The organism is Corynebacterium sp. 239_CJEI (genome assembly GCF_001055995.1).
Taxonomy (GTDB): Bacteria; Actinomycetota; Actinomycetes; order Mycobacteriales; family Mycobacteriaceae; genus Corynebacterium; species Corynebacterium jeikeium_D.
The window spans coordinates 104995-119742 of sequence record NZ_JVOW01000007.1; the positions used below are offsets into that span (position 1 = coordinate 104995).

A 14748-nucleotide genomic window follows, 5' to 3' on the forward strand; every position below is an offset into this window, starting at 1 on the left:
CTACTTTGCAGAACAAATGTGGGGCGAGTGGAGCCAGTATTCCGGGGTCAGTACTGCATATGTGGCTCAGTTACGAAGTCGACCAGGCGCTCAACTGCGCCAATCAAATCTGACTCCAGATCACGGTAGGTGTGTACACCTGCGTAGACACGTCGCCAGCCCTCCTTGGGGTCGTCTCCCCAGCCCAAGCGACGGCAGATTCCTGTCTTCCAGTCCTCCCCGTAGGGAACTTCCGGCCATGCCTCGATGCCTACCGACGAGGGTTTGACCGCTTGCCAGACATCGATAAACGGGTGGCCTGTGACCATCACGTGCGGGCCGAGCTGCTGAGTCATGCGGCTTTCCTTACTGCCCTCCACCAAGTGGTCTGCCAGGACTCCGACGCGGCGCTTCGGACCCGGACCAAATTCGGCCAAGCGTTCTGGAAGGTTGTCCAAGCCCTCCAGATACTCCACGACTACGCCCTCAACACGCAGATCGTGGCCCCACACCTTCTCGACGATTGCCGCGTCATGAATACCCTCGACCCAGATACGGCTGGGGAGAGCAACCTTGGCCTTGACGTTGTGGACCTTGCGCGAGCCCGATGCCGACAGATCCTGCGAGGGCTTTTTGGGTTGTGCTTTCGGACGCACCAGAGTCACAGGTTTGCCGTCGATGAGAAAACCGCGCTCGTGCATGGGAAACAGCCGAGACTTGCCGTGGCGGCCCTCCAGCCGGACGCACCAGCCGTCGAAAGTTTTCTCCAACCCGATAATTGCACCGACGAATCCGTCATAGGACGCCTCGACGACAACACCATTTTCTGCTGTCACCTCGCGTGCCGGCTGTGGGATACGGCGGCGGTGGCCACGTGCGCCAGCGAACACGTCCTGATTGCGGTACGGGTCTTGAAAGCTCATGGGTACTGAGATTAACAGCATCGGTTACGGGACCAACGACACGCTGCACTAGGATGAGCTGCACTATGCAGCGCAGTGTTCTCGACCAGGTCTGGAGTCCAACTCAGCACATCGCCCTTTGGCTGGGCGCGTGGTTGTCGGGTTTGGAAAACTACGATCATCTCCTCGACGCGCTAGACTCGCTCGGCGGACCCACGTCAGTTCCGGGGACGTTCGTGCTTGCCGACGCCACGGTTCCGAATGTCATCGATTGCGACGCTGATCTCGATCGAAGCGACATGCTCCGCCTTCTTCGAGCGGTTACTGAAGCGGGAGATTGGCACAGTGACCACCGTCCCCTCGTCCGCCTCATTCTCTCCGGGCCCGGTGATGCACCTGCACTGCCTGCGGGAACCGACGCCGCTGAAGCTGCACGCGCAGCAGGCTCGGCCATTGTGATTGCGGATGCGGAGCCGGGCTGGAACCATGTGCTCATACCAGTGACAACGCCGGTGCCAGGCCTACCGCAGTGGCATTGGTACACACTGGAAGGCCACATTCCCGAGCCGGCCTATCTCTCCCCTGGCGAGGCGGATTTACAGCTGGCAGATGCGGCGCGGGTTGCGGCTGCCACGATTGCGGCGATGCCGCGTTCACCGCTGACGTCGTCAAGCAGTGGTGCCCCGAAAGTGGATCCCCGGCTGATGGTCGGCATGCTCGATGACCACCTGGACATGGCCTTTGTGCCGGATGATGTGCCACGCCGTGCACTGGGAGTGCTCGCCAGAGCTGATCGGGTGTCGTCGATTCTGGCGGTGGCACAGGGCAGCGAGTCGGGGCACGGCAGCGCCGCGTTTGATGCGCAGCTCATCCCGCTGTGGCGGAAGATTCGGCAGGCGCGGATGAGCGCGGTGGAATACGCGATTCAGGAGTGGACTCGCTAGGGATTTGCCTTGCCCCGCGGCCCCATTGCCGCCAAAGGAATCAGTGTGGGCGGCGCTTTGCCGGGGTACAACAGGATGCGGCGCAGGGGGCGCCGTTGCAGGCCGAGCCGAGTAGCGGTTCACTTCCCAGACGGCGGGGCTTGACATCTGCGATGCGCTCTTCGATGAGCTCCACGAGCATGTCGGTGAAAGTAGCCGTCGGACCAGGCGTTGCGACCCGCTCGATGACGATGTCGTGATGAGCCATTTCATCCTGAAGCTCAGCATCCAAATCCCAGGCGACCTCAACATGATCCGAGATGAAGCCAATCGGGCACACTATTGCGGATCGGAGGCCGTTGGCGACCTTCGCTTCAACGTGGTCGACGATGTCAGGCTCCAACCACGGCACGTGCTCCGGGCCAGAGCGGGACTGCCAGACGACGTCAAAGTCGGTGATACCCACTGCGTCGGCGACGAGCCGTGCTGCTTCGTTGACCTGGCGGGAGTAAAGATTTCCGCCGAGCTCTACCGGCCCGGATGCCTTGTCCGCAGAGACCGGAATAGAGTGAGCGGTGAAAATAAGCCGGGTGTCCTCACGGCGGTCATCCGGTAGCTTGGCAAACGCCTCACGCACTGCGTCTGCATAGGCTTTTATAAAGAGCGGATGATCGTAGAAGCTCCGGATTTTCTCCATGTCAAAAGCACGGTCGCCCAGAGATTCGCGCATCCGAGCAATGTCTTCGTGATACTGGCGGCAGCCGGAGTAGCCGCCCCAGGCGCTAGTGGCGAAAACGAGCGCTCGCTTAACACCGTCATCAGCCATCTTTGCCGCGGTGTCTTCAGCCATCGGATGCCAATTGCGATTGCCGAAATAAACAGGCAAGTCATAGCCACGGCGAGTGAGCTCAGCCTTAAGGTTGGAGACAATTTCGCGGTTTAAATCGTTGAGCGGGGACTTACCGCCAAAGTGCGCGTAGTGTGCACCGACTTCGTCCAACCTCTCCGGCGGAATTCCGCGGCCGCGGGTGACATTCTCCAGGAAGGGACGCACATCGGCCATCTTTTCGGGACCGCCGAAAGACAACAGCAAAATAGCGTCAAAATTATCAGAAGACATAGCTAATCATGTTAGTAGCGCAGTCTGAGGACTCCATAAGACGACTGCTCAATGCCCCCGGCGTCTCCTGCCAATCGGGTTCCATACAAATCGCTTTACGACGGCACCCTAACCCAGCCCTACTGCGGAATTCGACGATTGGTCACAAGCAGTGAGCCCACGGTCACTAGCAGCATCGCGAAGGCTGCGATCAGATAGGGCCTCGGATTCTCGGCCCGCTTGAGTTCGTAACCGATGTCATCTTCCAGTGAGCCATAGGCATCGCGGAGCTGCTCGAGGGAGCCAGCGCTGAAGAACTCACCTTTTGTTCGACGGGCGATTTCTCGCAGCGAATCGTCGTCGTTAGGCACTGGAATCAATTCGCCCTGAACCGTGATTGCGCCTTGCGCGGTACCGAACGAAATCGTGTTGACAGGCACCCCGGTCTTGGCGGCTTCGGCGGCCGCGGTATACGCGCCGCGGGGATCGTCGAGCTCTTGTGGGACGGTCTGTTTGCCGTCGGAAAGCAGCACAATTGTAGCTGGTGGGGCGCCTTCTCCCCCGCCCTGAACTGAGTCGCTGAACTGATTGATGGCATCGAGCGCGGCTGCGATGGCATCACCGGTCGCAGTCGCCTGATCTAACTCAGCAGCCTGGAGCGCTCGATTCACGGTGTCATGGTTGGTAGTCGGGCTGACAGCAGTGCGAGCGCGACCAGAGAACGTCACCAGGCCGATATTGAGGTCGTCGGGAAGGTTCTCCACGAACTCTTGGCCGGCTTCTTTAGCTGCAGTGATGCGGTCGGGCGCAACATCTGTGGCCGACATGGACAGCGAAACGTCGACCACCAGCATGACCGTCGCTCGGTTGCGGGCGACTTTGGTCTCCGAAATCGGACCAGCTAATGAAATGATGACCAGAACAAGTGACAACAGCGCACTGATAGCTACGACATGGCGCAGGCGTGCCGACGACTTATTCCCTAGTGATCCAACGATGGTGAAGTTGCCAAAGGCAATGGCACGTTGCTTTCGCTGCTTAGTGCTGATCCAATAGGCCACGGCTGCCACTAGAGGCAGAGCGAGTGCGAGCAGCCACCCTGGGTGCGCAAAAGTTGAGTTTAGGAACGTCATCGCGGTATCAGTTTCCTCACATCCAGTCGCCTAAACAGTCGCGTATAAACCAGTGGCTATAGCCGGTTAGTCGGTGGCCCAAAAGAGATAGCACTAACAAGCGGTTACTCAGACGCTAATGTTGGCCAATTTGTCGAGCAAAATCCAGTACCCAATCGGAATCCGTACGCAAGGTAATAACGCGAGCACGGCATTTGCGCAGTTCATTGATTACACGCTCGTGGTGGGCACGAGCCTGAGCTGCATACTCGGCGCGGGTCTTGTCGTTGATGTTGAGTTCAATGGTCTCGCCGGTTGCGGAATCCGCCATGACCACCGGGCCTTCGCCGGGTAAGGCTTCATCGGCTGGATCTACCAGGCGAATCGCCATAATCTCTGTCGAGGCCGAGGCAACGCGCAGCGGGCGCGCCCAATCGAGTGATCCAAGGAAATCCGAGATGACAACCAACAGCCCAGCGCGCGGAGCCTGAGTCATTACTGTGTCAATATCCGCTGCGAGGTTATGCTCAGCAGTCGCGTCAGCCAACTGCTTGAGCAGCATCAAGCTGTGGGCACGGCCCTGGCCCGCGGGCACTGGAGTGCCACCGGCGATTAATCCAGTTCGGGACCCCGGGGCGTCGTTAAGCATCGTCACAGCGCCGGCAGCGGCGGTGAGCAGATGTCGTTTGGTGGTATCGGCCAATCCCGTGGACAGACGTGCGGCGGGTTCGGCGACGATCCAGCACTCCAGCTCACGCTCGGCCTCGGAGGTGCGAACGTGCGGCACTCCAGTGCGGGCTGTCACTGCCCAGTTCATCTGGCGAACATCATCGCCGATGACATATTCGCGGGAGCCAACCGGCTCAGAGCCATCTCCAGTAGCGGTGGAGAGAAAGCTGCCGCGCAAAAGTCCGTTGAGCTTACGCGTAACAGTTAGCTCTAAGTACGCCAGGACGCGTGCAAGATCGTCTTCACGAGCTGACATTAGGAGGCAGTGCCCTCATCGGAGCCAGTGCTCGCGCCTTGGGGAAGGCGCACGTGAGACAACACGATGTCAATAATCCGTTCGGGAGTAACGCCATCGGCCAGGCCCTCATAGGACAGGACCAAGCGATGACGAAGCACGTCGGGAAGCACGGAGACCACATCGTCCGGCACGACATAGTCGCGACCGGAAAACAGCGCATGGGCGCGGGCAGCCGCGACAGCACCAAGAGTTGCACGCGGTGATGCGCCATAGGAAAGCCAGCGGTCGACATCCTTCAACTCCGCCCGCATCGGATTGCGGGTGAGTTCGATGACGGCCACGATGTAGTCAATCAGTGTGTGGTGGACAAAGACTTCGCGGGTAGCGCGCTGCAGTTCCCGAACACTCTCTGGGGTGAGAATCTGCTGCGCGACTGGAGGGGTGGCTCCCATGCGGTAGACAATCTCCCGCTCTTCCGCCGGAGTGGGGTAACCCACGAGGACCTTAAATAGGAAACGGTCCCGCTGGGCCTCCGGCAGTGGGTAGACACCCTGGTTTTCGATTGGGTTTTGCGTGGCCAGAACCAAAAACGGCTCCGGTACTGGCGTGGACTCCCCTGCGATGGACACCTGGTGCTCTGCCATGACTTCCAGCAGAGCCGACTGCACCTTCGCCGGTGCGCGGTTGATTTCATCAGCGAGCACGATATTTGACATGACCGGGCCGGGCTCGACAATGAACTCCGAGGTGTCCTGGCGGAAAATCCGGGTGCCGACAATATCTGATGGCACCAAATCCGGAGTGAACTGGATGCGGGAGTAGGACCCACCCATCACTGTGGCAAAAGTAGACACTGCCAGAGTTTTCGCAACACCCGGAACACCTTCGAGCAGGACATGACCTCCTGCGAGCATCGCGATGAAGAGCTGCTTAATCAGGTGCTCCTGGCCAACCACGACCTTCCCCAGCTCCGCGTATGCGCGCTCGAGGTCCGTGTGGTCAGTGGGCGTTGGGTAGGTCACAGAGAAACCCTTCTTTAGGTCGGTCGCCCGACCTGTAGAACACGTCGTTAGAAACTAGACGAGGCGGACAACGTTCGGTGTCATTCCGTTATAACGGACTGGCGAGATCTTAACCACAGAACCGGACTGCGGTGCCTCAATCATCTTGCCATCGCCCAGGTAGATAGCGACGTGGCCATGACCATTCGGGCCCCAGAACAGCAGGTCACCACGCTTCATCTGAGATGCCGGGTAGTGCTTTCCGCGCTGGTACTGGTAGCCGGTGTAGTGAGGCAGGTCAATGCCGACAGCGGCGTAGGCGTACAGAGTCAGGCCCGAGCAGTCGAAACCAATCTTGTTGTAGTCGCCGTGGGAGTCAGCTACTCCGCCGTCACGGATGCCCTTGGTCGGGCCGTTGGCGTTGCCACCGCCCCATGCGTATGGGACACCGAGCTGCCCCATCGCGCGTGCGATGACAGTCTCGACCTTCTGGCTGGAAGAACCCGAGGTGCTCTGACCGGTCTCCGGATTCGTCGGCGCCACAGTCTGTGCCGGGGTGCCGCTTGACGACGAGCTGCCGGTGCTAGACGAATCCGAGGTATCGGTGGACTCAGAGGAATCCGAAGATTCGGTCGTCTCAGAGGAACTGGTGGAGCCGGTGGAGCTGTCAGCGCCAGTGGAGCTGTTAGAACCCGTGGAGCTCGTAGAACCAGTAGAGCTCGTAGAACCAGTGGAACCAGTGGAGCTCGTAGAACCAGTGGAACCAGTGGAGCTCGTAGAACCAGTGGAACCAGTGGAGCTCGTAGAACCAGTGGAACCAGTGGAGCTCGTAGAACCAGTGGAACCAGTGGAGCTCGTAGAACCAGTGGAACCAGTGGAGCTCGTAGAACCAGTGGAACCAGTGGAGCTCGTAGAACCAGTGGAACCAGTGGAGCTCGTAGAACCAGTGGAACCAGTGGAGCTCGTAGAACCAGTGGAACCAGTGGAGCTCGTAGAACCAGTGGAACCAGTGGAGCTGTTAGAACCAGTGGAGCTATTGCTTTCATCTGTGGACTCAGAAGAGGAATCCTCTTCGGTCTGGTTCGCCTGGGCCTCGGCACGAGTCTTAGCTGCAGCTTCCTCGGCGGCCTTCTTGGCAGCGGCGTCTTCCGCTTCCTTGCGGGCCTGCTCGTTCTCATAATTCTGGCGCTGGGAGTTCAGCTCGTTGACCGCATTACGGGCTGCGTCCAAAGACGCTTTTGCGGCATCGCGGTCAACTTGAGCCTGCTGGTAATCTGCTTGCTCCTTTTGAAGCTCCTGGTTTGCCTCGGAGTACGCGTTCTGAGCATCGGTGTTTCGCTGGTTTGCAGTCGCCTCTGCCTGCTGAGCCTCGTCACTCTTCTTGCGAAGTGCCGACTCCTGGTTGGCAGCCTCAGTTCGATTCTTATCCAGAGAGTCAACGGTCTGCTCTTGACGGTCGGCTTCGCGACGCAAGGCGGACAGGCGATTAATAGCGTCGGATGCGTCTCGCGCGCCCTCAAGAATCGAGCCGCTGGAACGTCCCTGGCGCATGATTGTCCGTGCCAGTTCGTCGAACTGCTTTTGTGCACTAGCGAGCTCAGTGCGAGAACGATCGAGCTGAGCGCGAGCCTCGTTGACCGCGTCGCGTGCACGGTTAGCGGCATCCCGGGCGTTTTCAAGGTCCACCATGGCCTTGTTGACGTCCTCGCGGAGAGTGCCCATGCGTAGCTCGAGGTCAGATACTCGACGCTCGCTAGAAGTCACCTCGGCGACCAGGAACTGCAAGTACGACTCGGCGTTAGAGGCCGCCTCTCGCGCTTGGCGAATCTGGGCGTCACTCGGATTTAGTGGCTGTGCAACTGCAACCTGGGTGTTCGTCGCCAAAAGACCCGCCGTGATAATACCGGCAATTGGACGAGTCCAATATGATGCACGGACTTTGCGATTACTCGGCACCGCGTTACTCCTACATTTCTCCTATGGGTGCGTTCACGCCTCAGGTCCGACACCAGCGACTTCCCCATCGTTGGATATCTTCCTGTTGTTGTCTTCTGGTCTTGAGCGGAACTGCACGAAACGCCGAACCGAAACAACGACCAAAAGCAACACCAGCGCTCCCGCGAGTTTTCTTTGGTCAATACTGGACCCTTGAGTCCACTATTGGCATCACCGAGCACTTTACGGGTCAAAAAGCTCTAAAAAAACATAAGTAACAAAATTACCAACCGTCCCCTGCTTCGTAACCGTTTCGTTATACGTCGTGGCCTGCGGTTATGTCGAACCCTAGTTTTGTGTGTGAATTATGTCACTATTCGATGGCCTGTCGGCGTGCCGAAGCATTGCAGGTAGTTATTCGGGGTAACGCGCATGAAAAAAGGTCAAGCGTTGATGCTTGACCTATGTAAAGTCGTTGACATCATTACGATGACTGCAACAGTGTTATCCAATTTAGGTGGAGCCTGGTTTCCTCGCTGCTACCAGTTTGTGGGGCACTTACCCTATCTCTTGCCTGGGGATGGAAAACCGGGGCGGTGAATCTACTCGGTGGGGCTGATAAGCTTCAGTGCCCGTCGTAAAGCGACCCCTTAGGTGGTTGGGCGCGTACGTAGCCAGTAGAACGTCAGTCCAACGAAGAGTGCGACGATAACTACGCCTGCGATCAGGCTGTAAAGAGTCCATGGAACGACGTAGTTAGTAAGTTCGTGCAAGTAGGCATCTAGGCCCGCCGGATAGTCTCGAGGGGTCTCCATCATTGCGTGGTCGGCGCGTTCAATAGCTGCGCGGGGAAAATCGGCAGATGCGGTGGCCACATTGCCTGGCGTGCGCACAACAGTGGTTCCGCCGACTTGGTCTGCCACTTGGCGAGCAAAGGAAAAGATGTCCGTATTCTTTTGCTCGGAAACGGGGTAAATCTTCTCGCTATCCAGGTAGATGATATTGAAATTGGGAACCCCCCGATTTGCGGCATCGTCGACAATTGGCTGGACCGCTTCTCGGAGCTGTGGGTTATTTGTCACGATGTTGTCGGTGCGTAGCTGAGCGACCGCCTTTTCGACGGTTTCTTTCGCTGCCTGTGAATCTGCTGGCGTATGCATTAACTGCCTTCCGTATCGTGCTCCTGTTTTGCGTGAGAATGGTTTCCACGCGCCCCAATTTGGCGGAGATGCTGCTTCGTTTGTCCCCTCTATAATGGCCTGTCTTGGACGTGAACGGGGGTAGCTTGACTCGGCGCGCCGCGGGTAATCTACATACAGAACGTTCGTACTGTTATTGTTGATGCAAGGACGGTAACGCTTCCTTAAAAACGTGTGCGTGGGCTCGTGTGCCCCGCATCGTGATTATTGCTTTAATTGGTTGATAAGGGGCGGCGTGATCGCACCTATGCCTTGTGGAGGGCCGAAATTCGAGTGCCGGTCTCTTCAGCTAAGGCGACAATTCACCCGAATAGAAATGGAGCTGACTGTGGCTGAAAGCAAGAACTCTTTCAACGCCCTGCGCAAGCTTGAGGTCGGAGACAAGTCTTATGACTACTTCGCTCTTGATGCTGTGCCGGGTATGGAGAAGCTGCCTTACTCGTTGAAGGTTCTCGGTGAGAACCTGCTGCGCAACGAAGATGGCGCCAACATCACTGAGGAGCACATCAAGGCTGTCGCCAACTGGGTTCCTTCGGCTGATCCGTCGATCGAGATTCAGTTCACCCCTGCTCGCGTTATTATGCAGGACTTCACCGGCGTCGCCTGTGTTGTTGACCTGGCTACCATGCGTGAGGCTGTTAAGACTCTCGGCGGCGACCCGGATCAGGTTAACCCGCTGAACCCGGCAGAGATGGTCATCGACCACTCGGTCATCATCGAGGCCTTCGGTAGCGAAGACGCTCTGGCTAAGAACGTCGAAATTGAGTACCAGCGCAATGATGAGCGCTACAAGTTCCTCCGTTGGGGTACTGGCGCATTCTCCAACTTCCGCGTTGTTCCTCCGGGAACCGGTATTGTCCACCAGGTCAACATCGAGTACCTGGCTCGCGTTGTCTTCGAGAACAACGGCCTGGCATACCCGGACACCTGTGTTGGTACTGACTCCCACACGACCATGCAGAACGGCCTGGGCATCCTGGGCTGGGGTGTCGGTGGTATTGAGGCTGAGGCCGCAATGCTTGGCCAGCCAATCTCCATGCTCATTCCGCGCGTCGTTGGCTTCAAGCTGACTGGCGACATTCAGCCGGGTGTTACCGCAACCGACGTTGTGCTCACCGTCACCGATATGCTGCGCCAGCACGGCGTCGTCGGCAAGTTCGTAGAGTTCTACGGCGCTGGCGTCTCCAAGCTGCCGCTGGCCAACCGTGCGACCATCGGTAACATGTCGCCAGAGTTCGGTTCCACCGCCGCAATCTTCCCGATCGACGATGAGACCGTCAAGTACCTGGCCCTGACTGGCCGTGACAAGGAGACCCTGGAGCGCGTCGAGGCTTACGCCAAGGCTCAGGGCATGTGGTTGGACGAGAACACTCCGGAGGCTGAGTACTCCGAGTACCTCGAGCTGGACCTGTCCACCGTCGTTCCGTCCATCGCTGGCCCGAAGCGCCCGCAGGACCGCATCGAGTTGGCTTCCGCCAAGGAGCAGTTCCGCAAGGACCTGCACAACTACTCCGACGGCGAGATTAAGGGCGCTGTCAAGGCTTCCGCACCGACCTCCGAGCTGGCCGCAGACTACAACGAGTCCCGCGAGGGCCACGGCGAGTCCGCCGCTAACGGCGCTGAAGGTCGCCCGAGCTCCCCGATTACCGTCACTTCCCCGAAGGGCGGCGAGTACACGCTCGACCACGGTATGGTCGCTATCGCTTCCATCACCTCTTGTACCAACACCTCCAACCCGTCGGTCATGATTGGTGCTGGTCTGTTGGCACGCAAGGCAGTCGAGAAGGGTCTGCAGGCTAAGCCGTGGGTCAAGACCATTTGTGCTCCGGGCTCCCAGGTTGTTAACGGCTACTTCAAGCGTGCTGACCTGTGGAAGGACCTCGAGGCTCTGGGCTTCTACCTGTCCGGCTTCGGTTGTGCAACCTGTATCGGTAACTCCGGTCCGCTGCCGGCTGAGATTTCCTCCGCCATCAACGAGGCCGACCTGGCTGCTACCGCGGTTCTGTCCGGTAACCGTAACTTCGAAGGCCGCATCTCCCCTGACGTGAAGATGAACTACCTGGCCTCCCCGATCCTGGTTATCGCCTACTCGATCGCCGGTACCATGGACTTCGACTTTGAAACCGACGCCCTGGGTCAGGACGCAGAGGGCAACGATGTCTTCCTGCGCGACATTTGGCCGTCCACCGAAGAGATCGAAGCAACCATCGAGGCCTCCATCTCTTCCGAGCTGTACGACGAGGACTACAAGGATGTCTTCGCTGGTGACGAGCGCTGGCAGAACCTGCCGACCCCGGAGGGCAAGACCTTCGCTTGGGACGACAAGTCCTCCTACATCCGCAAGGCACCGTACTTCGACGAGATGGAAATGGAGCCGGCACCGGTTTCCGACATCAAGGGCGCTCGCGTCCTTGCTGCCCTGGGTGACTCGGTGACTACCGACCACATCTCCCCGGCTTCCTCCATTAAGCCGGGCACCCCGGCTGCTCAGTACCTCGACTCCATGGGCGTTGAGCGCAAGGACTACAACTCCCTGGGTTCCCGTCGTGGTAACCACGAGGTCATGGTGCGCGGCACCTTCGCTAACATCCGCCTGCAGAACCAGCTGCTTGACGGTGTTACCGGTGGCTACACCCGCGACTTCACCCAGGAGGGTGGCCCGCAGGCCTTCATCTACGACGCTGCCATGAACTACAAGGAGGCTGGCACTCCGCTGGTCGTCGTTGGTGGTAAGGAATACGGCACCGGTTCCTCCCGTGACTGGGCAGCTAAGGGCACCCTGCTGCTGGGCGTCAAGGCTGTTATCGCTGAGTCCTTCGAGCGTATCCACCGCTCGAACCTCATCGGCATGGGCGTTGTTCCGCTGCAGTTCCCGGAGGGTGAGTCCTGGAAGTCCCTGGGTATCGATGGCACTGAGACCTTCGACATCGCTGGTCTGGAGGAGCTGAACAACGGCTCCATCCCGAAGACCGTCAAGGTTACGGTTACCAAGGAAAACGGCGAGTCCTTCGACTTCGACGCTGTGGTCCGCATCGATACCCCTGGTGAGGCTGACTACTACCGCCACGGCGGTATTCTGCAGTACGTCCTGCGCAACATGATCAAGGGCAACTAGTTTCCCTTTGACTCGTGCGCGCTAGGGCTTGTTACAAGCAGCGCTTCTAGAGGCCGGTAGGTAGCGCTAGCCCGCGGATTCATACCCCACGGGCTAGCGCCCTGCCGGCCTCGGGTTTCTCTACCCCAACCAAAATGAGGCTTGGGAAGTATAGGAATGGCGCTGCCACGTCATGCAGTGAAACATGTCCCTGGGCGTCGCCGGCAAGAAAAGAGTTTCCTTATGCCAAAAGTGAGTAACCAGGATTTAGCTCAACGGCGGCACGAAATTCTCGACGGCGCTCGGCAGTGCTTTGCAGAATTCGGCTACGACGGCGCAACGGTCTCTCGTCTGGAGTCCGCTACCGGTAAGTCTCGCGGTGCTATTTTCCATCACTTCGGATCCAAAGAAGGTCTGTTCTTAGCATTGGCCGAAGAAGATGCCGCAAATATGGCGGAAGTCGCGGAGGCTTCCGGCTTAGTGGAAGTAATGCGTGATATCGTGGCGAACCCAGACAAGCATGGCTGGCTGGGAACTCGCCTTGAGATTGCCCGTCGCCTTCGCAGCGATCCGGAGTTTAAGGGCCAATGGTTGGGCCATCAGGATCAATTGGATGACGCTGTTGCCCACCGATTGACCCAGACATCCTCATCCGGCTCCCTACGGTCGGATTATTCGGTTCGCACGATGCAGCTTTTTCTCGAGCTGATGCTCGATGGCATCATCGTTCGTCTGGCATCTGGTCGCACTGTCGACGAATTGGATTCCGTGCTTGATTTAGTTGAAGACAGCTTACGGCGCAAGGACTAGCCACTCAGGCTAGGCCTGATAGCGTTACGTACCACCCGCTCCCCTAATACGGGAGCGGGTTTCGGCTTTCTGCCGTGCATTTACCCCGTTTGACCGGTGACAATGCATAGATTTCACCCAATATGGACTAAGCTGTCTATTTATGAGTGTGGGTAAGTTTTTGTTGGTGGCGCTCCGCCCCGCAGATGGTGCGGGGCAAGCCGAGTACCAGGACTTTCTGGATTCCACCGGGCTTGAGCCCAGCCAGTTGGATCTGTTTACCATCGACGCTGTCGGCGCTAAGTTGCCCGACCTGACCTCCTATGACGGCGTATTCGTCGGAGGCAGCCCATTTAACATCACCGACCTTGAGCATTCGGGGCTGCAGAAGTATTCGCACGATGTGCTTTACGACGTACTTAGGAGTCCTGTCCCCGCACTGCTTATCTGCTACGGCGCTAGCTACACGGCCTTTACTTCGGGCGGTTTGGTTAACCTGCGTCACGGCGAAGTAGCGGGTTCTACCCGGGTAGAGCTCACCGAAGCTGCCACTCAGGATCCAATAGCTTCGGTGTTGCCTCCGGTTTTTTATGCGTTGACTGGCCACAAGGAATCCGTTGCGGAACTTCCAAATCACGCGACTTTGCTTGCCACAGGTCCAACCTGTCCGGTGCAGATGTACTCGATCGGACCGAATAACTGGGTTACCCAATTTCATCCGGAGATGAATGCTAACGGACTGCTCCGCAGAATGTCTTTCTACACCGACGTCGGTTACTTTGACCCGTTGGAAGTCGACGCGATTCGACTAAAGGTATCTGATGTGGACCTCCAGGCCGTCTCGTCAATCATCCCCCGATTTATGCACGTATGTACGCATGCAGCCAATCCGAGCCTGCTAGTGGTGCAGTAGTCTCCGTCCCCCCTCTAGCTCCCTTTTTCACGAAATTTGTTCCCGCAAATGTCTACCTCCGCCAAGCCCTTCCTCTTGCTTTCCACACGCGGCGAAGATGCCGCAGCTCACGCTGAACATCTCTCATTTGCCAGGAGGTGTGCATTGGCGCCGGCAAAGTTGCATCAAATTCGCCTGGAACAGTCTCGTCCGGGGAATCTGAATCTAGATAACTACTCGGGCGTAATCGTTGGCGGAGGACCCTTTAACGCCTCTGATGACGATAAGAGCTATCTACAGAAGGAAGTCGAGACCTGGTTCGAGGATTTGTTGGCAGAAGTGCTCGAACGAGACTTCCCCTTCTTCGGAGCTTGTTATGGCGTCGGCCTGCTCGGTACTGCTGGCCATGGCCGTGTCTCCCGCAAGCACGGGGAGCAGGCAGCTGTAATCGAAGTAGCTGCAACTCCAGATGGCGAATCAGATCCAATTCTTGATGGTTTACCGGCCCACTTTCACGCCATCGTCGGCCACAAGGAGGCCATCGAAGAACTGCCTGGCGACGCTACGTTGTTGGCAACTGGTAAGGACTGCCCCGTACAGATGTTTCGGTTGGGCCGCAATGCATATGCGACGCAGTTTCACCCGGAATTAGATGCCAACACATTTGCCCAGCGTCTCCAGATTTACGCAAATGAGGGCTACTATTTACCAGGAACAGATCTTAAAGCGGTGTCGGCCGCGCGACAGTTGGATGTTGCTCGAAGTGGGCGTATTCTTCAGAATTTCGCTCGGCTCCATACCGCATGTAGAGACTAATTAGTTTTATCTAGTGGCAATAAGCAAAAGGAATGTGATT

12 protein-coding genes are annotated in these 14748 nt (G+C 57.9%); 5 read left to right on the forward strand and 7 right to left on the reverse strand.

Going from position 1 to position 14748, the window contains the following annotated elements:
- Positions 1 to 47 precede the first annotated feature (47 nt).
- Positions 48 to 902: a DUF3097 domain-containing protein gene (locus tag ADB08_RS02695; protein WP_049170585.1), complete on the reverse strand. Its 855-nt coding sequence runs from the start codon at positions 900 to 902 to the stop codon at positions 48 to 50.
- Positions 903 to 967: 65 nt separating this feature from the next.
- Between ADB08_RS02695 and ADB08_RS02700 the strand changes: the two genes are divergently transcribed.
- Positions 968 to 1825: a hypothetical protein gene (locus ADB08_RS02700; protein WP_016422771.1), complete on the forward strand. Its 858-nt coding sequence runs from the start codon at positions 968 to 970 to the stop codon at positions 1823 to 1825.
- A 40-nt stretch (positions 1826 to 1865) separates the two neighbouring features.
- Here ADB08_RS02700 and ADB08_RS02705 read toward each other — a convergent pair whose 3' ends face one another.
- The 6 genes from ADB08_RS02705 to ADB08_RS02730 all read right to left on the reverse strand — a co-directional run bounded on the left by ADB08_RS02705 (position 1866) and on the right by ADB08_RS02730 (position 9078).
- Positions 1866 to 2924 carry a ferrochelatase gene (locus ADB08_RS02705; RefSeq protein ID WP_049170588.1) on the reverse strand — a complete coding sequence of 353 codons (1059 nt, stop codon included), beginning with the start codon at positions 2922 to 2924 and terminating at the stop codon, positions 1866 to 1868.
- 119 nt (positions 2925 to 3043) lie between these two features.
- Positions 3044 to 4036: a VWA domain-containing protein gene (locus ADB08_RS02710; RefSeq protein WP_049170590.1), complete on the reverse strand. Its 993-nt coding sequence runs from the start codon at positions 4034 to 4036 to the stop codon at positions 3044 to 3046.
- A 115-nt stretch (positions 4037 to 4151) separates the two neighbouring features.
- A complete protein-coding gene (locus tag ADB08_RS02715; protein ID WP_016422768.1) occupies positions 4152 to 5000 on the reverse strand; it encodes a DUF58 domain-containing protein in 849 nt (282 codons plus the stop codon).
- Positions 5000 to 6004 (reverse strand): AAA family ATPase, encoded by a 1005-nt coding sequence (locus tag ADB08_RS02720; protein ID WP_016422767.1) that lies wholly within the window; start codon positions 6002 to 6004, stop codon positions 5000 to 5002. Before ADB08_RS02720 ends, ADB08_RS02715 begins: the two co-directional genes overlap by 1 nt.
- A gap of 54 nt (positions 6005 to 6058) precedes the next feature.
- Positions 6059 to 7939, reverse strand: a complete 1881-nt coding sequence (locus tag ADB08_RS11685) for a DIP1281 family NlpC/P60 protein (protein WP_049170593.1) — start codon at positions 7937 to 7939, stop codon at positions 6059 to 6061.
- Positions 7940 to 8568: 629 nt separating this feature from the next.
- Positions 8569 to 9078 carry a DUF6676 family protein gene (locus ADB08_RS02730; RefSeq protein WP_038625409.1) on the reverse strand — a complete coding sequence of 170 codons (510 nt, stop codon included), beginning with the start codon at positions 9076 to 9078 and terminating at the stop codon, positions 8569 to 8571.
- 367 nt (positions 9079 to 9445) lie between these two features.
- On the opposite strand from ADB08_RS02730, the gene acnA reads away from it, so the two are divergent.
- From acnA to ADB08_RS02750, 4 genes are all read left to right on the forward strand, one after another.
- Entirely contained in the window at positions 9446 to 12232 is a 2787-nt protein-coding gene (acnA, locus tag ADB08_RS02735; RefSeq protein ID WP_080971469.1) for an aconitate hydratase AcnA, read from the forward strand.
- Between the two features lie 222 nt (positions 12233 to 12454).
- Positions 12455 to 13021, forward strand: coding sequence for a TetR/AcrR family transcriptional regulator (locus ADB08_RS02740; protein ID WP_016422763.1), 567 nt, complete (start codon positions 12455 to 12457; stop codon positions 13019 to 13021).
- Positions 13022 to 13163: 142 nt separating this feature from the next.
- Positions 13164 to 13913: a glutamine amidotransferase-related protein gene (locus tag ADB08_RS02745; RefSeq protein WP_049170598.1), complete on the forward strand. Its 750-nt coding sequence runs from the start codon at positions 13164 to 13166 to the stop codon at positions 13911 to 13913.
- A 48-nt stretch (positions 13914 to 13961) separates the two neighbouring features.
- Positions 13962 to 14708, forward strand: coding sequence for a glutamine amidotransferase (locus tag ADB08_RS02750; protein WP_080969614.1), 747 nt, complete (start codon positions 13962 to 13964; stop codon positions 14706 to 14708).
- Positions 14709 to 14748: the final 40 nt, after the last annotated feature.

Excerpts from the sequence above, each read along its gene's own strand:
- ADB08_RS02730 (WP_038625409.1), bottom strand. The coding sequence starts at position 9,078 with ATGCATACGCCAGCAGATTCACAGGCAGCGAAAGAAACCGTCGAAAAG.
- ADB08_RS02745 (WP_049170598.1), top strand. The coding sequence starts at position 13,164 with ATGAGTGTGGGTAAGTTTTTGTTGGTGGCGCTCCGCCCCGCAGATGGT.
- ADB08_RS02715 (WP_016422768.1), bottom strand. The coding sequence starts at position 5,000 with ATGTCAGCTCGTGAAGACGATCTTGCACGCGTCCTGGCGTACTTAGAG.
- ADB08_RS02740 (WP_016422763.1), top strand. The coding sequence starts at position 12,455 with ATGCCAAAAGTGAGTAACCAGGATTTAGCTCAACGGCGGCACGAAATT.
- ADB08_RS02705 (WP_049170588.1), bottom strand. The coding sequence starts at position 2,924 with ATGTCTTCTGATAATTTTGACGCTATTTTGCTGTTGTCTTTCGGCGGT.
- ADB08_RS02700 (WP_016422771.1), top strand. The coding sequence starts at position 968 with ATGCAGCGCAGTGTTCTCGACCAGGTCTGGAGTCCAACTCAGCACATC.
- ADB08_RS02750 (WP_080969614.1), top strand. The coding sequence starts at position 13,962 with ATGTCTACCTCCGCCAAGCCCTTCCTCTTGCTTTCCACACGCGGCGAA.
- ADB08_RS02695 (WP_049170585.1), bottom strand. The coding sequence starts at position 902 with ATGAGCTTTCAAGACCCGTACCGCAATCAGGACGTGTTCGCTGGCGCA.
- ADB08_RS02710 (WP_049170590.1), bottom strand. The coding sequence starts at position 4,036 with ATGACGTTCCTAAACTCAACTTTTGCGCACCCAGGGTGGCTGCTCGCA.